At 64.2% G+C, this 20,765-nt stretch carries 17 protein-coding genes; 5 read left to right on the forward strand and 12 right to left on the reverse strand.

Features of this window, described 5'->3' with window-relative positions:
• Positions 1-46: 46 nt before the first annotated feature.
• Positions 47-1,330: an adenylosuccinate synthase gene (locus Q0O95_RS04005; protein WP_293695603.1), complete on the forward strand. Its 1,284-nt coding sequence runs from the start codon at positions 47-49 to the stop codon at positions 1,328-1,330.
• A 65-nt stretch (positions 1,331-1,395) separates the two neighbouring features.
• On the opposite strand, the gene Q0O95_RS04010 is transcribed toward Q0O95_RS04005, so the two are convergent.
• Positions 1,396-1,578: a hypothetical protein gene (locus Q0O95_RS04010; protein ID WP_293695541.1), complete on the reverse strand. Its 183-nt coding sequence runs from the start codon at positions 1,576-1,578 to the stop codon at positions 1,396-1,398.
• A 179-nt stretch (positions 1,579-1,757) separates the two neighbouring features.
• Here Q0O95_RS04010 and Q0O95_RS04015 point away from each other — a divergent pair, with 179 nt between their 5' ends.
• On the forward strand, positions 1,758-4,223 hold the full coding sequence (locus tag Q0O95_RS04015; RefSeq protein ID WP_293695544.1) for a metallophosphoesterase: 2,466 nt from the start codon (positions 1,758-1,760) through the stop codon (positions 4,221-4,223).
• A 79-nt stretch (positions 4,224-4,302) separates the two neighbouring features.
• Here Q0O95_RS04015 and Q0O95_RS04020 read toward each other — a convergent pair whose 3' ends face one another.
• From Q0O95_RS04020 to Q0O95_RS04030, 3 genes are all read right to left on the reverse strand, one after another.
• Positions 4,303-4,686, reverse strand: a complete 384-nt coding sequence (locus Q0O95_RS04020; protein ID WP_293695546.1) for a hypothetical protein — start codon at positions 4,684-4,686, stop codon at positions 4,303-4,305.
• A gap of 51 nt (positions 4,687-4,737) precedes the next feature.
• A complete protein-coding gene (gene gdhA, locus Q0O95_RS04025) occupies positions 4,738-6,081 on the reverse strand; it encodes an NADP-specific glutamate dehydrogenase (RefSeq protein ID WP_293695549.1) in 1,344 nt (447 codons plus the stop codon).
• Between the two features lie 81 nt (positions 6,082-6,162).
• Positions 6,163-7,491 (reverse strand): glycosyltransferase 87 family protein, encoded by a 1,329-nt coding sequence (locus Q0O95_RS04030; RefSeq protein WP_293695552.1) that lies wholly within the window; start codon positions 7,489-7,491, stop codon positions 6,163-6,165.
• Positions 7,492-7,654: 163 nt separating this feature from the next.
• Here Q0O95_RS04030 and Q0O95_RS04035 point away from each other — a divergent pair, with 163 nt between their 5' ends.
• Positions 7,655-7,948 (forward strand): chorismate mutase, encoded by a 294-nt coding sequence (locus tag Q0O95_RS04035; protein WP_293695555.1) that lies wholly within the window; start codon positions 7,655-7,657, stop codon positions 7,946-7,948.
• Positions 7,949-8,052: 104 nt separating this feature from the next.
• Here Q0O95_RS04035 and purL read toward each other — a convergent pair whose 3' ends face one another.
• Together purL and Q0O95_RS04045 are read right to left on the reverse strand one after the other, a co-directional pair.
• The gene (gene purL / locus Q0O95_RS04040) at positions 8,053-10,347 is read right to left on the reverse strand and encodes a phosphoribosylformylglycinamidine synthase subunit PurL (protein ID WP_293695558.1); all 2,295 of its coding nucleotides are present in this window, start codon (positions 10,345-10,347) and stop codon (positions 8,053-8,055) included.
• 146 nt (positions 10,348-10,493) lie between these two features.
• Positions 10,494-11,054: a DUF3817 domain-containing protein gene (locus Q0O95_RS04045; protein WP_293695561.1), complete on the reverse strand. Its 561-nt coding sequence runs from the start codon at positions 11,052-11,054 to the stop codon at positions 10,494-10,496.
• A 75-nt stretch (positions 11,055-11,129) separates the two neighbouring features.
• Between Q0O95_RS04045 and Q0O95_RS04050 the strand changes: the two genes are divergently transcribed.
• Entirely contained in the window at positions 11,130-11,969 is an 840-nt protein-coding gene (locus Q0O95_RS04050; protein WP_293695564.1) for a transporter substrate-binding domain-containing protein, read from the forward strand.
• Between the two features lie 321 nt (positions 11,970-12,290).
• Here the strand turns inward: Q0O95_RS04050 and Q0O95_RS04055 are convergent, their stop codons facing one another.
• Positions 12,291-12,965 (reverse strand): response regulator transcription factor, encoded by a 675-nt coding sequence (locus tag Q0O95_RS04055; protein ID WP_293695567.1) that lies wholly within the window; start codon positions 12,963-12,965, stop codon positions 12,291-12,293.
• 329 nt (positions 12,966-13,294) lie between these two features.
• Between Q0O95_RS04055 and Q0O95_RS04060 the strand changes: the two genes are divergently transcribed.
• Positions 13,295-14,410 (forward strand): histidine kinase, encoded by a 1,116-nt coding sequence (locus Q0O95_RS04060; protein WP_293695570.1) that lies wholly within the window; start codon positions 13,295-13,297, stop codon positions 14,408-14,410.
• Between the two features lie 18 nt (positions 14,411-14,428).
• On the opposite strand, the gene Q0O95_RS04065 is transcribed toward Q0O95_RS04060, so the two are convergent.
• The 5 genes from Q0O95_RS04065 to Q0O95_RS04085 form a co-directional block, all read right to left on the reverse strand.
• Positions 14,429-16,345, reverse strand: coding sequence for an FAD/NAD(P)-binding domain-containing protein (locus Q0O95_RS04065; protein ID WP_293695571.1), 1,917 nt, complete (start codon positions 16,343-16,345; stop codon positions 14,429-14,431).
• A complete protein-coding gene (locus tag Q0O95_RS04070; RefSeq protein WP_293695572.1) occupies positions 16,342-17,127 on the reverse strand; it encodes an ABC transporter ATP-binding protein in 786 nt (261 codons plus the stop codon). The genes Q0O95_RS04065 and Q0O95_RS04070 overlap by 4 nt, the downstream gene beginning before the upstream one ends.
• Positions 17,124-18,209 carry an iron ABC transporter permease gene (locus tag Q0O95_RS04075; RefSeq protein WP_293695574.1) on the reverse strand — a complete coding sequence of 362 codons (1,086 nt, stop codon included), beginning with the start codon at positions 18,207-18,209 and terminating at the stop codon, positions 17,124-17,126. Before Q0O95_RS04075 ends, Q0O95_RS04070 begins: the two co-directional genes overlap by 4 nt.
• Positions 18,206-19,318: an ABC transporter substrate-binding protein gene (locus Q0O95_RS04080; protein ID WP_293695576.1), complete on the reverse strand. Its 1,113-nt coding sequence runs from the start codon at positions 19,316-19,318 to the stop codon at positions 18,206-18,208. The genes Q0O95_RS04075 and Q0O95_RS04080 overlap by 4 nt, the downstream gene beginning before the upstream one ends.
• 119 nt (positions 19,319-19,437) lie before the next feature.
• The gene (locus Q0O95_RS04085; protein WP_293695579.1) at positions 19,438-20,595 is read right to left on the reverse strand and encodes a peroxidase-related enzyme; all 1,158 of its coding nucleotides are present in this window, start codon (positions 20,593-20,595) and stop codon (positions 19,438-19,440) included.
• Between the last annotated feature and the right edge of the window lie 170 nt (positions 20,596-20,765).

Raw genomic sequence — 20,765 nt, forward strand, 5'->3', positions numbered from 1 at the left:
TGCTCGCCCCTAGAATGGAGTTTGGCCTACACCGAAAGGGATGAGCATGCCCGGAATTGCGATAGTTGGCGTCCAGTGGGGCGACGAGGGAAAAGGCAAGGCTACCGATCTGCTGGCGAGCCGTACCGATTACGTCGTGAAGTTCAACGGCGGAAACAACGCCGGTCACACGGTCGTGATCGGCGATAAGAAGTACGCACTGCACTTACTGCCGTCCGGCATTCTGACGCCCGGCGTCACCCCGGTTATCGGCAACGGCGTGGTCGTCGACCTTGAGGTCCTCTTCGACGAGCTGACGGCTCTGCAGTCGCGCGGCGTCGACACTTCGAAGCTCCGCATCTCCTCGAACGCGCACATCATCACGAACTATCACCGCATCCTCGACAAGGTGACGGAACGCTTCCTCGGCAAGCGATCGATCGGCACGACCGGCCGCGGTATCGGGCCCGCGTACGCCGACAAGGTGAACCGGCTCGGCATCCGCGTGCAGGATCTCTTCGACGAGTCGATTTTGCGCCAGAAGATCGAGGGTGCGCTCGAAACCAAAAATCACATGCTGACGAAGGTGTACAACCGCCGCGCCATCACGTGCGACGAGATCTTCGACGACCTGCAGCAGTACGTCGAGCGGCTCCGGCCGATGGTCGGCGACACTTCGCTCGAACTGCACAACGCGCTCGAAGCGGGCAAGAACGTCGTGTTCGAGGCCGGGCAGGCCATGATGCTCGACATCGACTACGGTACGTATCCGTTCGTGACCTCTTCGACGACGACGTCGGCGGGAGCCGCGGCCGGCGCAGGCATCGCTCCCTCGAAGATCGACAGGGTCGTAGGCATCGTCAAGGCGTACACGACGCGAGTCGGATCCGGCCCGTTCCCCACGGAGCTGCACGACGAGTGGGGTGATCTGCTGCGCTCCAACGGATTCGAGTTCGGAACGACAACCGGCAGGCCGCGTCGCACCGGCTGGAACGACACCGTCATCACCAGATATGCGAGCCGAGTCAACGGGCTCACCGATATCGTGCTCACGAAGCTGGACGTCCTGACCGGCATCGAGCGCATCCCCGTCTGCGTCGCCTACGACGTCGACGGCGAGCGCTTCGATGAGATGCCGTTGTCGCAGAGCGACTATCACCACGCGAAGCCCATATACGAGGAGTTGCCGGGGTGGAGTGAGGATATTACTGGAGCCCGCGAGTTCTCGGATCTACCCGCTAATGCGCAAGCGTACGTGCGCTTCTTGGAGGAGCACTCCGGTTCGCGGATCTCGGCGATCGGCGTCGGGGCTGCGCGCGACGCGATCATCCAGATCCACGATCTGATCTAGGGGTACTGCTAGGGCGGCGGAAGCTTCCGCCGTTCAGTTGCGGTTATCAGCGACCGGGGGCCGTACTACGGGGCATCGTGCCGATTCTGCTGGGGGTGCTGCGGCTGGGCATAGCCTGCCGGGGGCAGATCCGGCTTCCTGTTCGAGCGAACGATCAACACGATGATCAGTGTGGCTACGCCACCCACAATCACGAAGGCTCCGAGTCCCAGGAGGAGGAGCGCGAGTAGTCCGAATGAAGTGCTCATGTGAGTTGCCTCCCGTTTCGACGGTGATGACCGGTGCTGCACGAGCCTACGCGCGCCCCCTGTGATGTCGCTGAAGAGCAGACGGTCGGTCAACCGTCGTTCTCCTGTCGTTCACATCCGAGAGGGCAGCGCGTCATCATGCACTCATAGGGTTGCCTCCGTACTCGAGGAGGCCCCCTTTGCCCAGATCCAGAATCGCCGCGATGCTCGCGGCGGCAGTCGTCGGAAGTGCTGCAGTCATCGCAATGCCGACGATCGACGAAGCAACAGCGCAGGAGCAGGATGCCCGTTCTGCGTTCACCCTGGCGGTGCTGCCGGACACGCAGTTCTACTCGCGCTACGCGGGGTCGAACTTCGAGCCGGACTACGGCACGAACCCGTTCGCGGTGCAGACCGAATGGCTCGCGGAGCACGCCGAAGCGCTGAACATCCCGTTCGCCACCCACGTCGGCGATGTCGTGGACGTCGTCGGCCAGGAAGACGGTTGGAGAGTGGCTGACGAAGCCATGACCACACTTGAAGATGCCGGCGTTCCCTACGCGGTCGTCCCCGGCAATCACGATGTACGGAACTCCAGCAACTCCGTCGTCGACACCGACTACGACCTGGAAGACGAGCCATACCTCGCGACCTTCCCCGCCGAGCGCTCCGCTGCCGACGCCACGTTCCGAGGGGCGGATCCTACGGGGCTCAACCGATTCCACATCTTCGAAGCTGAAGGCCAGGAGTATCTGGTGCTGTCGCTCAGCTGGCGGGTGTCTGACGCGACCATCGACTGGGCGAACGACGTGCTCGATTCGAATCCCGGCATCCCGACCATCGTGCTGTCGCACGACATCATCGGTGTGCAGAACGATGGCGTCACCGGCGTTACGAGTGACAACGGCGAACGGCTGTGGAACGGGCTCATCGACCAGAACGATCAGATCTTCCTGACGTTGAACGGCCACTTCCACGGCTCGACGCACATCACGCGTGAAAACGCGGCCGGCAGCACCGTCACACAGGTGCTCATGGACCACCAGATGGCGTACGAAGGTGGCAACGGGTATCTCGGCCTGCTGGAGTTCGACCTCACGAACGATCGTATCAACGTGAATACGGTGTCGCCGTGGGTCGTGTCGAAGTCGCACGACCGGCTGACGAGCTACGACGTCCCCGTTCTCACGGGCGCCAACGAGCAGTACTCAATCGAAATCGATTTCGAGTCCCGATTCGACGACTTCGCAACTGTTGCGCCGAGCCATTCCGACCTCTCAACGCGAGCGCTCGAGATCATCACCGGGGGCTTCCCCGGTGTGCCCGAGAGCCCGCTGGCCGAGGCTGGGAACTCCGAAGACTATGTACGTGCTCCCGGCACGCTGGCGCACTGGCAGCTCGGAGGTGAGTCCGGTGTCGTTGAAGAAGGCGCGGTGTTCGCCGACCTCGCAGGAGACAGCGATCTGCATCGCGTCTCGATTGCCGATTCGGGCTCATCGACAGCCGAGGTCGAGGATGTCACCGTTGCCGAGGGCAGTCAGCTGTACGCGCCGTCGCAGCAGGCTGTCTGCTTCGCGAACTCCGATCGGGAGGCGGATCGTTTCTCGTATCTCACAACAGCGGCGGATGCAGCCGTGAACGACGCCGACCTGTCGAACGGCTACACGATCGAGACGATGGTCTACATCGACGAGTCGTGGAGTGCGGACGCGAACCAGTGGAGCAAGATCCTGGTGCGAACCGGCAACCGCTCGGAGATCCCCGGGATGCCCTGGTCGCAGTGGGACTACACGGCCTCTCCCGCGTCGCTCGGCATCTCGAACCTGCGCGAGTTCCAATGGACCGAGGTCGGAGCAGACGCCACACGAGGCGACAAGACGAACTGGTCGGGCGAGATACTGCCGGGCACGTGGAGTCACGTGGTGCTCGTCAACGATCCCGTTGCCGAAGAAACGGTGATGTACGTGAACGGCGCTCCTGTGCTGCGCACGGCGCAGGACACCTACGGTATGTCGTTCAACGAGGGGATGCCCTGGATTCTCGGAGCCGACTGGGTCGACGACGCAGCGGGCAACGGGTGGAACGGCTGCATCGGCGAGACCCGCATCATCGACCGTCCGACGGCGCAGGATCAGTGGTTGACCGCCCGCCCCGATCTCTCCGTCCTGACCGCGTCTGTAGTAGTTGAGGACGAGACGGTCATCGTCAGTGGCGAGGGCGTCATTGCGGCGGATGTGCGGGTGCTGCCGGACGAGGAAGCTGCTGTCGCGCCCTCGGGCGCTGTCTCGGACGACGGCGTGTGGCGACTTGAAATCGACATCGCGAGTTTGCGTCGGTATGCGGCTGCGGACGGTTCCGTCACGCTCTATGCGGAACAGGGGTTCGGGGACCGCGTCTCCGATGTGCTGCCCGTCGAGGTCATGTTGCCGACAGATGATGGCGGGACGGATCCGACTGAGCCCGACCCGAGTGAGCCGGGCACGACTGATCCATCGGAGACGGATCCATCGGACCCTGCGCAGACCGACCGAGATGCTTCGAACGATGATGGGACCGACGGACTCCCGCGCACAGGTACGACTCTCTCGTTGCTCCTGATCGCAGCAGCCCTTGTTCTGCTGGTCGCGGGCTTCGTGATGATTCGTCGACGTACCGCGCGAGTTTAACCGCCGGCGCGTTACGGCCCAGTGTTACCGACGGATTGCCGACTCGACTGCGGGTCGGCAATCCGCTCGGAATAGATACTCAGCCGGCCAGCGCGAACGTGATGGCCATTGCAGCCAACGCCGCTGCCGCCGCAGCCAGCTCCCACAACAGCTGCGTCCACGCACTCGGTAGTGCAGACCGGTCGGCGATCATCCCCGGTCGCTCCCTGTTCGCAGGACCGTCTTGCTGTCCTTCGAGAATCCTGAGTCGGGCTGTGAGCGCAGCGTGCCCGGATGCAGCGGCGCGGTAGTGCGCGAAGCTTGCGAACGCCAGGAGCACGGCGCAAGCACCGAACCAGGGTGATACGCCGACGGCCAGCACATGGAGTAGTAGGACGATGACGCTCACCGTGACCGCAGACAGCAGGGCGAACTTGGCGCGCCGTGGCATCCCTTCGCGTTCGAGGCCGCTCTCTTCGGTCACGTTCCCAGTATGCACGCCGCAACAGAAAGCCGCGGTGCCCCGCGGTAGACCCTAGATGACACCAAGGGCGAGCATCGCATCCGCGACGCGGTTGAAGCCTGCGATGTTGGCTCCTGTCACGTAGTCGCCCGGGCGACCGTACTCCTCCGCGGTCTCTGCGCAGCGGCTGTGGATGCCCCGCATGATTTCGTTCAGGCGAGCATCCGTGTGCTCGAACGTCCAGGAGTCACGCGACGCATTCTGCTGCATTTCGAGCGCGCTGGTTGCGACGCCGCCCGCATTGACGGCTTTGCCGGGCGCGAAGGTTATCTCCGACTCGGCCAGCACGCGGAGCGCAGCCTGTGTGACGGGCATGTTCGCCCCTTCGCCGATCAGGGTGCATCCATTACGGATGAGCGTCACGGCATCGTCCTCGCCGAGCTCGTTCTGTGTGGCACAGGGCACCGCGATATCGCAGGGCACCGACCAGATCGTGGTGCCGTTCGAAGCGTAGGACGCGCCCGCTCTGCGGTCGACGTACTCGGAGATGCGCGATCGACGGACCTCCTTGATGTCCTTCAGCAGCTCGAGGTCGATGCCGTCCTCATCGACGACGTAACCTGCGGAATCGCTTGCGGCGATGACCGTACCGCCGAGCTGGTTGACCTTCTCGATTGCGTAAATCGCGACGTTGCCCGATCCGGACACCACGACCTTCTTGCCCTCGAACGACTCGCCGCGGGCCTTCAGCACCTCGTCGAGGAAGTACACCGTGCCGTAACCGGTCGCTTCTTTCCTCACCTGGGAACCACCCCACGTGAGGCCCTTCCCAGTCAGCACACCCGATTCGTAGTTATTGGTGAGACGCTTCCACTGCCCGAACATGTAGCCGAGTTCGCGGCCGCCGACGCCGACATCCCCTGCGGGGACATCCGTGTACTGGCCGATGTGCCTCGAGAGCTCAGTCATGAACGACTGGCAGAAGCGCATGATCTCGCCATCCGACCTGCCCTTCGGGTCGAAGTCGCTGCCACCCTTGCCGCCCCCGATGGGGAGGCCGGTCAGTGAGTTCTTGAAGATCTGCTCGAACCCGAGGAACTTCACGATGCCGAGGTACACGCTCGGGTGGAACCGGACACCGCCCTTGAACGGACCGAGCGCCGAGTTGAACTGCACGCGGAAACCGCGGTTGATCTGCACCCGGCTGGAGTCATCGACCCAGGGCACGCGGAAGATAATCTGTCGTTCGGGCTCCACGATGCGGCTCAGGATCTGTGCGTCGACATAGTCCGGGCGCTTCGCGACGACGGGGCCGAGGCTTTCAAGTACCTCGTACGTCGCTTGGTGGAACTCGGATTCACCCGGGTTGCGGTGCAGGACATCGTCGAAAACAGGCTGAAGCTTTTCGTGCAGCAAAGGTGGGCCTTCCGTTGGTCAAGGCAAAAAAGCTGCGCCAACCGAGAAATCAGCACAGCAGATTTCCATGCTACGCCCAAATCACGCGTTTTGCGCAGACTCTGTTGACGCATCCGCAGTCTCTGGCGTCTGTTCGTCGTTGACCGAGGCATCCACCGCGGCAGGAGGCACGGTCTTGAATCTGATGAGCCTTGCGGTCGCCAGCACGAAAATCACCGCGAGAATGATGTTGCGGAACGTGAGGATGAGAAGCGGGAAGATGTGGTGTTGTTCGAGCGCAGCGTACATGAACGGGAACACCACGGTCGTGAGCGCGCAGGCGACGAGGAGGAGCCACGCGATGCGGTGCCACCATGCGTCGCGGGAGACGAGCCCCACGACCGCGACAGGCAGCAGCCAGAGCACGAACTGAGGCTCGCCGACCTTGTTGAAGACGACGAGCGTGCTGACGAGCGCGAGCGCCCCCGTGAGCATGAGCTGAGTTCCGTCGATGCCGCGTTGCCCCTGCACCACGACCGCAACGGCCAGCGCGAGCACGATTGCAACCAGCACGTACGTGGAGGCTGCCGCGACGTACGACGGAATCGCTCCTCCCATCTCCGGCGTATGCAGAACGCGGTTGTGATACGTGTAGTAGCCGGATTCGTCGAACAGGTCGAGCCACATCGGCAACGTGGCGAGCGGCGACTCGATTTGCAGCGCGCGCCCCACCTGGATGGTCAGGAAGCTCATCAGGTGGTGCAGCCCACCCGTCAGTGACGCGACAACCGTGACAGCGGCTGTCACCAGGATGCCGGCGGGCAGGATGCGGCCGCCACCCTGTCGCGCGGCCATGACAGCGGCGATGATGGCGGCCGGCCACACCTTGATCCAGGCACCGACTGCGAGGATCAACCCGGCGACGAAGGGAAACCGCGAGATCCACATGAGAGCTACAACGACGAGCGGCGCAACGAATCCCTCAATTCGCAGCATGGACACCGGTGCAAGGAGCAGGATGCCCGCAAGCCATACGAGGGCGGCATAGGGTCGCCGCTCGTCGCGGAGACTGCCGAGCACCACCAGGGTCGCCAGGAGATTCAGTACCGTGACTATCCCGAACCACACGGCCTGGTAGGCGTCCGGGCCGAACAGATTGGCAATGCCGATCGGCAGCCAGGCAAGCAGCGGGTACACCCAGTCTTGCCGCAGCCCCGGCACTTCCTCGCCGCTGAAGGCGTTGACCGCCCAGCTTCTGTAGATCTCGAGGTCACCGAGCGCGTCGCCACGGGCGATGGTCGGCCAGAGCCACACGAGGCAGAGGATGTGCACGATGGCGAAGGCGATCAAACCTTGACGGACGGCAGGCTGCCGCATCCAAGCCCACTGTGACGCAGCCGGCGGCTGGGGGCTCGCGTCGATCGTCGTCATAATCCTCTCAGCGTACTTTCTTCCGGAGTCGAATGCCTGACACCGAGCCCGGAATCGTTCTCGAGGACCATGCGATGACGCGTGCGTGATCGACGATCGAACGGTACTTCCGGGCGGCGTCGGCTGAGTTCTTGATTCGGTGTGGCGGAAGTAGACTTCTGCCATGAGTGATGACCCCCGCGACGAACTCCTGCGTTTCCGCGACAGCATCGACAACCTCGACGCGATCCTCATCCATACGCTGGCCGAACGGTTCAAGCTGACGCAGGCAGTTGGCCGCCTCAAGGCGGGGCATTCGTTCCCCGCTTCCGACCCCGCCCGTGAGGAGCGGCAGATCGAACGGTTGCGGCACCTCGCACAGGAGGCGGGCCTCGATCCGCAGTTCGCCGAGACCTTCATCACGTTCGTGATCGCCGAGGTGATCCGGCACCACGAGCACATCGCCGGTCGCGAGTAGAACAGCCACCTTCTCGACGGTTTCGGCACGCCTGGCGTCATGCTGAGCGCGCCGTTTCCGTCTTGCGCAAGGTGTTGTGCGCGGTCCGTCGTGGTTCTGTGTCGCTACGCCCCGAAGCGCTCGCGGATCGTGCCGCGGTTCGCACGCTGCAGCTCGTCCAGCGGCACCGTGAAGAGGTCCTGGAATTCGATCGCGTCACTCTCGGCGTCCGTCACGCCGATGCGCATCACAGGGACGCCGCGGGCGTCGCACATGCCGACGAACTTGACGTCCTCTTCTCGCGGAACCGATACGAGCATCCGGCCGCCCGTTTCCGAGAAGAGCGCAGCCGTTGCGTCAACCCCGTCGCGTTCCATGAGTTCACTCAGCACGACTCTGGCGCCGATACCGAATCGGAGCGAACCTTCTGCGACAGCGGCTGCAAGCCCACCCTCCGAGAGGTCGTGCGCTGCCGATACGAGGCCCTCGAGGGCGGCATTCGACATCAGGTTCGCGAGGCGCTTCTCGGCCGCCAGGTCGACCTCCGGCGGAACCCCGCCGAGGTGGTCGTGTACGACGTCGGCCCACGCCGAACCGTCGAGTTCATCGCGGGTCGTGCCCAGCAGATAGAGCAGCTGTCCTTCGTCCTGCCATCCGCTCGGGATGCGGCGGTCGACATCGTCGATCACACCCAGGACACCGACGACGGGTGTCGGGTGGATCTGGTCCTCACCGCTCTGGTTGTAGAACGAGACGTTGCCGCCCGTGACCGGGATGCCGAGCTCGACGCAGGCGTCTGCGAGACCGTCGACGGCCTCCGCGAACTGCCACATCACGAACGGCACCTCCGGGTTGCCGAAGTTCAGGCAGTCGCTGACCCCCATCGGAGTCGCTCCTGTGGCAGCCACATTGCGGTACGCCTCGGCGAGCGCGTTGGCTGCGCCGACTCGTGGGTCGAGCATGCTGAAGCGGCCGTTGCAGTCGAGCGAGACCGCGAAGCCGAGCCCCGACTGCTCGTCGATGCGCACCATGCCTGCGTCGTCGGGTGTCGCGAGGGCTGTGTTGCCGCCCACGTAGTGGTCGTACTGCTCGGTGATCCAGGACGCGTCGGCGAGGTTCGGGCTCGACAGCAGTGAGAAGAACTGCTCGCGAAGCTCTTCGTACGAGGATGCCCTGCGCAGTTTCGAGGAGGTGTCGGCCTGCAGATCGTCCTGCCACTCCGGGCGCTCGGCGGGGCGGTCGTACACGGGGCCGTCGACCGCGACGGTCGAGGGATCGACGTCGACGATCGTGACGCCGCCGTGGGTGATCGTGAGACGTCCGTCACCCGTGACCTCGCCGAGCACCGAGTACTCGACCTCCCACTTGTCGCACACCGCCTGGAACGCCTCCAGCTTCGACGGCTCGACAACGGCCATCATGCGCTCCTGCGACTCGGACATCAGGATCTCCTCCGCAGTGAGCGTCGGGTCGCGAAGCAGAACGTTATCGAGCTCGATGTTCATGCCGGAACCGCCGTTAGCGGCGAGCTCGCTGGTCGCGCAGGAGATGCCGGCGGCACCGAGGTCCTGGATGCCGTTGACGAGTTCTCCCGCATACAGCTCGAGGCAGCACTCGATCAGCACCTTCTCTGCGAACGGGTCGCCAACCTGGACCGCCGGTCGTTTCGTCGGGCCGCCTTCCGTGAACGTGTCGGAGGCCAGGATGGATGCACCGCCGATGCCGTCGCCGCCGGTGCGGGCTCCGAAGAGCACGACCTTGTTGCCGGCTCCTGTTGCGCTCGCGAGATGCAGGTCCTCGTGGCGAAGCACGCCGACAGCGAGTGCGTTGACGAGCGGGTTGCCCTGATAGGCCTTGTCGAAGACGGTCTCGCCGCCGATGTTCGGCAGGCCGAGGCAGTTGCCGTAGAACGAGATGCCGCCGGTGACGCCGTGGACGATGCGGTCGGTGTCCGGGTGGTCGATCGAGCCGAATCGCAGCGCATCCATGACGGCCACGGGCCGGGCGCCCATCGAGATGATGTCGCGGACGATGCCGCCGACACCCGTAGCAGCGCCTTGGAAGGGTTCGACAAACGAGGGGCTGTTGTGGCTCTCGACCTTGAACGTGACCGCCCAGCCCTCGCCGACATCGATGACGCCCGCGTTCTCGCCCATCCCGACCATGAGGTGTCGCTGCATCTCGGGTGTGACCTTCTGTCCGAACGCGCGCAGATACTTCTTCGACGACTTGTAGGAGCAGTGTTCGCTCCACATCACCGAGTACATGGCGAGCTCACCGCTGGTGGGTCGGCGCCCCAGGATCTCGCGGATGCGTTCGTACTCGTCGGGCTTGAGCCCGAGCTCTGCGTACGGCTGGTCGCGCTCCGGGGTGCGGGCGGCGTCGTCGACGGAATCGGGTGCGGGGCGCTGGTCGGTCACGGCTCTCCTCGTGCGATGGACTACCGAATCAATCCTACGGCGTTGCGGGCGGTTCCAGATCCCGCTCGTCCGTCGATTCCGACCCGCGTTGCGCGCTGACGATTTGACGCGTCACGCCCCGCATTCGAACCCTTCGCAGGGCCGGGTCAGGAGAACCACTGCGTCGGCGGGCCGAGCTGCAGCAGCACCACGACGACGATCACGACGGCAGCCGCGAGCGTCAGGAACAGTGCGATGGGGTGCCGCAGCCAGAACCGCAGTGTGCGGTCGATGATCGACCTGTCGCGGGGGTCATCGCTTGCTTCCTTGCGCCATGGGCCGTCCAGCATCCCGCGGCGGTTCAGCCAGCGATCGAACGGCAAAGTTGCGAAGGGCACGACGGCGAGCGCAACTGCGCCCACGACGTGTCCGAACTTCCAGCGCTGGTTCAACCCGACGACACCGGAGACCACGGCATAGGAGACGAATGCCGTGCCGTGCGCGAGGCCGACCGGAAACATGAGCGCGTGGAAGTCGAACCCGTAGCGCCCGACCATGCCGACGATAAGCAGCGCCCAGGTGATCATCTCCGCCATTGCGACGATGCCGTAGAGTCGCTTCGGCGTCATGCCCTTCGTCGTATCCGCGTCAGGGAGAGGCTGCTGTCGTGTGCCGGTACCCGCGCCTGCATCGGGGTCGAAATCGGTGTCAGACGGGTCAGAGGCCATGTCTCTAGGCTATCGCGAACGGGTCGCTCGCTAGGCTGTGCATCGGCTATCACCGTCGATGGAAAGGACCCAGTCATGAACTCCCGACCCGCTCTTCGCAGATGGTGGGGGCTGGCCGCCGCGGCATCCCTGCTGGTGCTCACCGCGTGTTCGTCAACAGCGCCCGAACCGGATGGCGAGGGAGCACAGGAAACGCGGCTCGACGCAGTGCTCAGCGCGGGAGAGATCGCCGTGTGCACGACAGGCGATTATCCGCCGTTCACGGAGCTCTCGGATGACGCAGCCGAACCGGACGGCATCGATGTCGACATGGCACGCGACCTCGCGGAGACGCTCGAGGTGGACGTGCGATGGGTGCTGACCAGCTGGGGCGATCTCATGGACGACTTCCTGGCCGACTGCGACATCGCGGTCGGCGGTATCTCGATGAATCCGGCGCGCGCAGAGCAGGTGTTCTTCACCGAACCGATCCTGGAAGACGGCAAGACACCGATCGCGCGCTGCGACGAAGCCGATCAGTACCGCACGATCGACGACATCAATCGGCCGGGGGTCGTGTCGATCTTCCCGGAAGGCGGCACGAACGAAGACTTCGCGAGGGCCAACTATCCGGACGGCGAACTGATCACGCACGACAATCTGACGATCTTCGACGAACTCGTCGCAGGTAACGCCGACGTCATGACGACCGACCGCGCCGAAGTGCTCTTCATCGCGAACGAGTACGAAGAGCTGTGCGCGACGAATCCCGACGAGACATTCGACTACTCCGTCATGGGCTACATGCTGCCGCAGGGCGACACGGTGTTCAAGCACTACGTCGACCAGTGGCTGACGATAGCCCTCAATGACGGCACGTATGACGACATCGCGGAACCGTGGGTCGGCGATGTCGACCTGCGCGGGGAGGGCTGACCCCTGAACAACGAAAAGTCTCGATTCTCGTCGTGCCCGCGTACTCCTGCGGATTATCGGCTGCTGTGAAGCTTTCGTTCCTTCAGCGTGCCACTGTGGAATGGGCTTCGCGCTTGTGCTGGGCTCCACTATCGCGTCTGCTCGGAGCCTTCGACCCACGTGCGGATCACCTCATCAACACCCAAGCGACCCTTCAGGGCCGACTCGTGAACCTGCACCCGGGGCAACAGCGCCTTCTAGCTGATGACGCACACGTTACTGTCATGGTTTCGTGTCGGGACTCTGCCAATCGAACGCAATGCGACTCACGAGACTGCGAGGTCAGTCGAGCGAGATGACCCCGAGCTTGGTAGCGCGAATGAGTACCTGTACTCGATCGCGGGCTTCCATCTTGCTCATGATTCTTCCGAAATTCGCTTTGATCGTGCCCTCTGCAAGATTCAGCGCTTCGGCCATCTCGGCGTTGGACATCCCCTTGGCCAAAAGCTGGAGAATCGAAAGTTCGCGTTCCGTGACGTCCACGTCCAGATGCTGGTTGGCTTCTTCGAGTCTCTGCGCGGCGTTTCCGTGGGGCTGGGAGCGGACTGCGGAAATCAGTTGGCTCGAGATTTCAGCAGACAGTACGGCTTTGCCGTCGTGGATGTCGACGATGGATTGTACGAGCTGCTCCGGCGTTGTGTCCTTGACGAGGAATCCGGACGCCCCTGCCTGCAGAATCGACACGACATGCGGTTCGGAAGTGAACACCGTGAGCGCGAGTACCTTGGATTCTTCCTGGCTCTTGGTGATTTCAGCGGTTGCCTCTATGCCGTTCATTTTCGGCATCTGAATGTCCATGAGAACAACGTCCGGCTTCAGCTCCTCGCAGAGTTCGACTGCCTGCAAGCCGTCTGTCGCCTCCCCGACAGTGGTTGTGCGCGGGTCGGAATTCACGAACATTCGAAGACCCTGGCGCATCAGGGCTTCGTCGTCTGCAATCAACACTCGGATAGTCACAACCGCCAGTGTAGACCGCAACCGCACGCACAAAAATTCACTAAAGTGCTGTCATAATATAGACGAAAGTGTCGGTTCTGCGCCCAGTTGAGGCGGTACGATTTATATACATAGTACTTCCCAAACAGAGACGAGGGTTCATGTTTTCTTTCATCGTATTGAAGCCGGTAATGCAGCCCAACGGGTTTTTCAATTGGTTCTGCAAGACCATCGGCATCTGCAAGTAGGCTCTGGGGCACGACTGCAATAATTCAAGAATGAGTGTTGCCGATTCGAGTTCTTCAGGAACTGCAGACGGGCGGCGACACCGTCACGTTTGGTGGCGGGCGATGTGGGATTTCACTGCGTTGCCCGCCGCTGCTCGTTTCTCCCTCCTTGCCGTTGCCGTAGTAGCGTTAGTAGCAACCGCCCTCATCGAATTCTTCACAGAGGAGGGTTCGCCGACGGCCCTTCTGGAAGTTGCGACGCTTGCAGCCGCCGCCCTGTTCGCGTGGCGGCCCCCGATAGCATCGCTCGTTCTTCTTGTCGTCGCCACGACTGCACTTGCTGTGCGAGAGGGTGCCACATTCGTCCTCGCACTGGCATTGATCAGTGGACTGGTCGTCTATACTTGCCGCGCTTGGCTGATTGCGCTGTATGGAGCGACCACGCTGATGTTTGCGGTCGTCGTAGAAACCTTTGGGCAGCAGATGGCTGCAGGCGGGACCGTGGGTACTATCGCCATTGCGCTGGCATCGTCCACGGTCGGATTCGCTTTTCGCCGCAACCGAAAGCGGGTCATCGGGCTCAAAGCCGACCTCGAGCGCGTCGCGCACGAGGCCGATCAGGTCGTGAAGGGCGAACGCGATCGCATTGCCGACGAACTCCACAACATCATCGCGCACGACTTGACGATCGTCGTTATGCACACCCGAGCGCTGCGTCTGACGCAAGAGACGGATGAGCGAAAGCAGTCGGAGCAGGCCATCATGACCTCGGCGACCCAGGCGATGACGGATATTCGCCGAATGCTGCGCATCGTCAATGACGACTGGGATTCCGACAGCGCGGTTCCGACCGAAACCCTGCCGCTACTGGATCGCCTCCCGATTCTCAGACAAGAACTAGAGACATCAGGTATCGCCGTCCAAATGAGCATTCCGGATGAACTACCCATTTCGAGCAGCGTAGAAGCGACGCTGCGGCATATCGCGAGCGAGAGCGTGACGAACATCCTGAAGCACACGCCCGGTAGCACCGAGGTTCGCATTGACCTGTTCGTCACGGATACCTCGGTAACACTGCGGGTCTGGAACGCTCTCGGATCAGACAAGAACGTACCCGAACTCAACTCCGGATTCGGCCTTCGCCGCATGAATCAGCGCGTGGAACTCCTCGGCGGAACCTTCGCAACCGGCCCTCGAGAAGGTGGCTGGGAACTCGAGGCAGTGCTTCCGCGCATCTAGCCCCTCCGGTGGCCGGCGTCATCCGCGATCCCTGCGCGCCGCCAGAATCTGCTTCGCGGCTATGTCAGCCCCGGCGAGGAGCGGCGAGGACTTGCCGGGCGTTGCGCCAATCGCGCTGCCGGGCTGTGTGCTGCCGGCGGGTATGCCTAGCACGATGACTCGCCTATCCGGATTGCCGTCGGCATCGACGAGGTTGAAACCGTGCGAAACGGCCTCGTCGATGTCGGCGAGCGTCGTGTCGAGGCTTGCCGTCGGAACACCCTCTATCGTGTGGATGCGCGCACGGCCGGTCTCCAGCAGCGAGCGCAGCAGCGGGTCGCTGGTGCCCGGCACTTTGCCTTTCGACATGCGCGTTTCGACCAGCGTTCTCGCTAGCTCTCTGCGCCCCGAGACGGGTGATGAGAGCCGGAACAGCCGCTCCTCTTCGTCGAACTCGACCTTCGTCTCCGGTCCTATTAGTTCGATGACGCCGGCTTCGATCAGGGCCAGTACCTCGCGTGTGCGCGACGACGGAGGGCCGGAGGCCATGAACAGCGCATCGCCGTCGAACCAGCCGTGCAGATCGTGCACTGCGGAATCCCCGCTGAGCGCGCCGACGACGGCGAGCTTCGAGACGCTGCCGCGCACCATGCTCATAACCCGATTCACTGCTGCGCGCGGATGACGGGAGGGCTGCGTCATCGAACCGAGCTCGTCCTCGACGTGTCGGCGCACGAGTTCCCGCCACCGTTCCTGCCCGACGTGTTCGCCGCGGGTCGGCCTGCGCAGCTCGTCAACGAGCCATCGGTAGCGCTCGTCGAGCACGTGCTTCTCGAGCACCGACTCGACCTCGAGCAGGCCGGATGCCGCATCCAGCCGCTCCGACCAGCCCGGTTCGAGAGCGTCCGGGGCCCAACGTTCGAGCGCCGAGAGATGTGCGTACGCGAACTCGGCGGCGAGTGTGGGAAAGACATCGTGCTGCAGCGAGAGCCCCTCGCGTTCGCCCAGCTCGTCGAACCACTCGCGTGTCGTATAGCGGGGTTCGAACGGCGCCGGGACGGCATCGCCGTCCGGTTTGCTGCGGTAGGGGAATCCGCGTCGCGATCCCGCCACGAGCTTGGGTTCCCTGCCGCTGGCCACGTAACGCAGCCGACCGAAGGCGTCGCCGTCGACGCGTTCGAATCGACCGCCCCACTGTCTGCTCAGATGACCGACGACGTCGAAGAAGTTCGCGCCGAGCCCGCGGACGAGCACGGTGTCACCCCGACCGACGTCGGCATTCGGAAAGACGAGATCCCACGGTTGCTCGGCGGGCATCCCGGGTGCGATGTAGGTGAGCCCGTGATCGGATGCCGCGCGCTGCAGCGCCTGCTCTTCGAGCGTCGGCAGCGCCTGCACCATGCCCTGCGCCAGCACGAGTGACGGAGCCGAATAGACGCTTCCGTCCGCCAGCAGCACGCGCCTGAGGTCGCCGGCAGTCACCAGATCGACGACGCTCCCGAGCACTTCCGTAACCTCGGCCAGCCCGCTCGCGATGGCCGCGTCGAGCCGGTCGCGATAGTAGACGCCTTGCAGACGTCTGGTCGGGAAGTCCGCTGGCCGCAGCCCTTGCGCCTCCTCGGCGACCCAGCTGGCAAAGGGATGCGCACCTGCGGCTTCGATCTCCGAGATCCAGTCGGCGAGACTCGGCCCCGGCGCGGCCGGCCCGGTCATCCTGGTCGAGTCGTCGGGGTGGATCGTCGTGGCGGCGACCGTCGTGTTGTTCAGATACTCCGCGGGCTGGTCAGTGCGCCACGTGGCACCCGCGGCGATCTCGACGGCGTCGATGATCGCGACCCGAACTGGCTGTGATTCTCCCGCATCCCGCAGCCTGTCGACGAGCCGCACTACGGTCGCAACCGCACGTGGCCCGCCACCGACGAAGACCGCGTCGAAACGGGCGTCGTCAGGCGTCAAATCCGATACTCGATTCCATCGTCGACGAGCGGACGGACCTCGACGTACCCGTCGATGTTCTGCACCTTGACCGGCAATCCGTACACGTCACCGAGCGTATCCGACTGCAGCGCCTCCTCGGGGGTTCCGTCCGAGACGATCTTGCCGCCGTGCAGCAGCACGATCTGGTCGCAGAATCTGGCCGCGTGGTTCAGGTCGTGAATCGCGATGAGCGCCGTGATCCCGTGTTCGCGCGTGACGCGACGAACCAGCTGCAGTGTCTCGATCTGGTAGCGAAGATCGAGCGCGCTCGTGGGCTCGTCGAGCACCAGGATGCGCGTATCCTGTGCGATCGCTCTTGCGATCAACGCGCGCTGCTGTTGGCCGCCGGAGAGCTCCGACATGTTGCGGTCGACCAGCTCGGCAAGGCCCAGCAGCTCGATCGCCTCGTCGACCTTGCGCCAGTCGACCGTCCGCGGCGCCATCCCGAAGTGCGGCGTACGGCCCAGCAGCACGGCTTCCCTCACGGTCAGGTCAAAGGGCGCCTCACCCGACTGCGGAACGTAGCCGACTTCGCGTGCGTGCTCACGGCGGGTCAGCGTCGAGGCTTCTCGGCCGTTCAGCAGCACCTCTCCTCCCGCCGACTTGTGCACCTGTGCGATCACCTTGACGAGCGTCGATTTACCGGAGCCATTGGGTCCCAGCAGCGCGGCGAACTTTCCGTCCGGTACTGAGAACGAGACGTCCTGCAGCACTTCGCGCTTCCCGTAGCTGAAGCGGATGCCCTTGATGTCGATGGTCACTTCATGGCCGTTCTGCGAGTGAGGATCAGGTTGATGAAGATCGGTGCGCCGATGAATGCGACCACGATGCCGACGGGAACAACCGCCGGCGCGATGATCGTGCGGCCGACGGTGTCGGCGACCAGCAGGAGCAATCCTCCCGTGATGATGGAGAACGGCAGCAGATAGCGGTGGTCGGAGCCGATCACGAGGCGTGCGATATGGGGGCCGACGAGGCCCACGAACCCAATGATGCCGCAGAAACTCACCACGACGGCCGCGAGCACGACCGACAGTACGATGAGCCCGAGTCGTAGCATCCCGACGTTCACGCCGAACGAGCGAGCCGCGTCGTCGCCGCCGAACGCGACCGCGTTGAGATCTTTGGCGAACCAGAGCGTCACCGGGATCGAGATCGCCACGATGATGCCGACGACCCAGACGTCGTTCCAGTTCGCGTCGTTCACCGAACCGAAGGTCCAGCGCACGATCGCCTGCAGGGTGTTCTCGCTCGCGACGAACTGCAGCGCGGCCGTGAGCGCCTCGAACAGCTGCGTCATCGCGATGCCGAGCAGCAGCAGGGTGGCGACGGCGAGCTTGCGTGCGGATGCCAGCGACAGCACCAGGCCGGACACGAGCAGCGCGACAACGAGGGCGCTGCCGATCGTGATCCACGGCGGCAGCGAATTCGTGCCCGCGAGCGTGATTGCCAGCGCTGCCCCGAACGCGGCCGCCGGAGAGACACCGAGCGTGAACGGGCTCACCAGCGGATTGCGCAGCAGGCCCTGCATGAGGGCGCCGGCCAGGGAGAGACCGGCGCCTGCCGCGAACGCCAGGAGCACGCGCGGCATGCGCAGCTCGATGATGACGGGGTACTTGTCGATCAGATCGCCAGAGAGCGTACCGCCGACGATCGACAGCCACACGGACTGCGCGACATCGGCGAGCGTGATGCCGGAGGTGCCGATCACGACGGCGAGGCCGATGCCGAGGACGCTGGCGACCACGCCGATCGCGATGGCGACGGACTTCCAGGCGCCCTGCTTTCGGCTGCGCCCGGCGTCGTCTTCCGGTTCTGCGGTTTCGGGAACGGTAGCGGTCATCCCTCGAACGGCCCCTGCACGTAGTCGCCGGAACCCGTGAACTCCGCCTGCTGGAACTCGGTCACCCAGCGCTCGAGGAAGGCATCCGGGTCGACGCCTTCGAACTGCTCCGGGTGCAGCCAGGTCGCCAGGTAGAGTGCGCCTATCGCTTTCGCGCTCGCGCTCGTCGCCCAGCCGTTGGCGACGTAGATCTCGCCCTTCTGCACGGCGGGGATGCTCGCGAACCCGGGCCGTGCGTGCACGTCGGAGGCGAGAGTCTCGAACTGGTCGACGGGGGTGAAGCTCGGGTTGAACTCGTGGAAGATCACGTCGGGAGCACGTGTCACGACTTCGGCGGGATCGACCGTGATCTCCTCCTGCGCATCGCCGCCGGAGACGTCGGCGAAGACGTTATCGCCGCCTGCGGCCTCGATCATCGCGTGGAAACCCGAGCCCGGCAGCACGGTCAGGTAGGGCTCGGCCGTCTCGAAGTAGACCGAGACGGGCTCGACACCTTCGAGTCGCTCGTCGAGCAACCCGTGGATCTCCTCGTTGAAACCCAGCAGCTGCTCGGCGCCCTCTTGCGCGTCGAAGACTTCTCCGAGCAGGTGCACGGTGTCTTCGAACGCCGCGTAGTCCCACGCGGTCGCGACCACGACGGGGATGCCGAAGGCTTCGAGTTGCGTCGATGCTTCCTGCCAGACTGCATTGCGGGGCAGCACGACGACGTCGGGGCTCAGCTCGGCGATGGCTTCGTAGTTCAGCTGGTCGAGGCCCTCGGCGATGAGGTCGCTCTCGTCGATATCGAGGTAGGGCAGGCGGTCGAGAGATGTCCGGTCGACACCGACGACCGTGTCACCGGCCCCGATCGCCCGGACGAACTCGTTGCCGTAGCTGTTGAGCACGACAGCGCGCTCGACGGGGCCCTCGATCTCGACTTCGCGCCCCTGGTCATCGGTGACGGTGATGATCTCGTTCGCTTCGTCGGTGTCGACGGTGACAGCACCGCAGCCGGTGAGCGCGACGGCGGATGCCGCGAGCAGCGCGATCGAGCCTCGTACGCGGTGACGGGTCTCGAGCGGAGTACGCCCCGATCTACGATCGCTGGTGAAGGGGAGGGGGAGTGTCATGGCGGGGTCCTTTCGGGCGGTGCGCGGGGTGGGTTGGATCGCGAGGAGTCTCTCGCGTGCTGAGCTGTGCCTGCGGTGCGACCGCGGCTGCTCTGCCAGGAGAGCGGTCTGCTCAGCGGTCAGTCGGTGCCGGGAACAGTCGGTTCGCCGAGCGTCAGCATGAGCCTGTTGGCCCACGCGAAGAACGCCGTTGCGGCGATGAGGTCCGCGAGCTCGCCGGTTTGGAGGCCGAGATCGCGCAGACGTTGCAGGACGTCGGGCCGCAGCTGCGGACGGAGGAGGGAGAGCCCCGCGGCAGCGTCCACGATGGCACTCCAGCGCGCATCCTGGCCATCGGAGAGCGGTGCTACCGACGCCGGCTGCCAGTCCGCATCCCGTTCGAGTTCGATCGTGAGCAGGCGATCGACATCGTCGGGGCGCTTGCTGAACGTGGCCGACTTCCTCGCGTGCACGGATGCGCAGTAGATGCAGTCGTTGACTTTGCTCGCGACGGCCGCGCTCAGCTCGCGCTCGGCCTTCGGTAGGCCCTCGCGGGGCAGGAAGACCGCGTTGTCGAGGGCGCTGCGGGCCTTGAGCACGGCCGGTACTCGCGCGAGCAGCCGGAAGTACGGGCTGTTCGTCGTGGTCTTCGCGGCGAACGAATCGGCCTGTTCCGCTGTCAGGTCCTCGGTATCGATCGGCGCGACCCACGGCTGCCACTGGAGGACGTCGCGCGTGAACTCGACGGGTTTCGGGTCACCGGAACTCGTGACTCCGCTGAGGTCCTTTTCGCGGCCGTTCGGGCGGACCGTGGATGCCGGAGTCGGCTGGTCACCGAGCGTGCGGTCGTCGAGCGCCGCGAAGCCGTAGACGGCACGCGCCAGGTAACTCTCGAAGGCGACGAGCTGGCTGACGAGCACGATGTCGTCGGCCGAGATGCCGGCACCGGTGAGGAGCTCGATGTCGTCCCGTGCGGCCAGCGCCGGCGAGACCGCGAGGATGTCGAGGTGATCGCGCAGCAGCTGCGTTTCGGAGTCGGTGACCTCGCCCTCGATAACAGTCGTGTCTGCTCCCGCTGCGACGTGCAGGTCGAAGAGCGGAGCAACACCGTGCCACGCAGCGACACGAGCGGCGAAACCGCGCAGTGTGGCCGCGCCGATCGCGTGTTGGTCGCGATAGAGCGCATCGTATGCCGATTGTGTCTGTTCGAAGACCTCCGGCTTGGCTGCGCGCAGTTCGGCAAGGTAGGCGGAATCGCCGACGAGGGCGTCGAGGATAGCTGTCGCTGGCTGTGTCATGGTCGTGCTCCTGGGTGCTGGTGCCACGCACAGCCGCGCTGCCGAACGTATGAGACTCACTTATTGTACCCATAATCAGCGCTATGGCGTGACCCCATAATCCTGACCCAATTCGACCCGTAGGTCGAACGACGTTACGAACCGTGACGGCCGGAGCGTACCCGGGCCCC

The sequence above is a fragment of the uncultured Agrococcus sp. genome, assembly GCF_945915485.1.
Lineage (GTDB): Bacteria > Actinomycetota > Actinomycetes > Actinomycetales > Microbacteriaceae > Agrococcus.

What these genes read in the sequence shown, in the direction of transcription:
- Q0O95_RS04010 (WP_293695541.1), bottom strand. Translation starts at nt 1,578, where the DNA reads ATGAGCACTTCATTCGGACTACTCGCGCTCCTCCTCCTGGGACTCGGA.
- Q0O95_RS04005 (WP_293695603.1), top strand. Translation starts at nt 47, where the DNA reads ATGCCCGGAATTGCGATAGTTGGCGTCCAGTGGGGCGACGAGGGAAAA.
- Q0O95_RS04060 (WP_293695570.1), top strand. Translation starts at nt 13,295, where the DNA reads ATGTGGGATTTCACTGCGTTGCCCGCCGCTGCTCGTTTCTCCCTCCTT.
- Q0O95_RS04075 (WP_293695574.1), bottom strand. Translation starts at nt 18,209, where the DNA reads ATGACCGCTACCGTTCCCGAAACCGCAGAACCGGAAGACGACGCCGGG.
- Q0O95_RS04050 (WP_293695564.1), top strand. Translation starts at nt 11,130, where the DNA reads ATGAACTCCCGACCCGCTCTTCGCAGATGGTGGGGGCTGGCCGCCGCG.
- Q0O95_RS04080 (WP_293695576.1), bottom strand. Translation starts at nt 19,318, where the DNA reads ATGACACTCCCCCTCCCCTTCACCAGCGATCGTAGATCGGGGCGTACT.
- Q0O95_RS04085 (WP_293695579.1), bottom strand. Translation starts at nt 20,595, where the DNA reads ATGACACAGCCAGCGACAGCTATCCTCGACGCCCTCGTCGGCGATTCC.
- Q0O95_RS04030 (WP_293695552.1), bottom strand. Translation starts at nt 7,491, where the DNA reads ATGACGACGATCGACGCGAGCCCCCAGCCGCCGGCTGCGTCACAGTGG.
- Q0O95_RS04035 (WP_293695555.1), top strand. Translation starts at nt 7,655, where the DNA reads ATGAGTGATGACCCCCGCGACGAACTCCTGCGTTTCCGCGACAGCATC.
- Q0O95_RS04045 (WP_293695561.1), bottom strand. Translation starts at nt 11,054, where the DNA reads ATGGCCTCTGACCCGTCTGACACCGATTTCGACCCCGATGCAGGCGCG.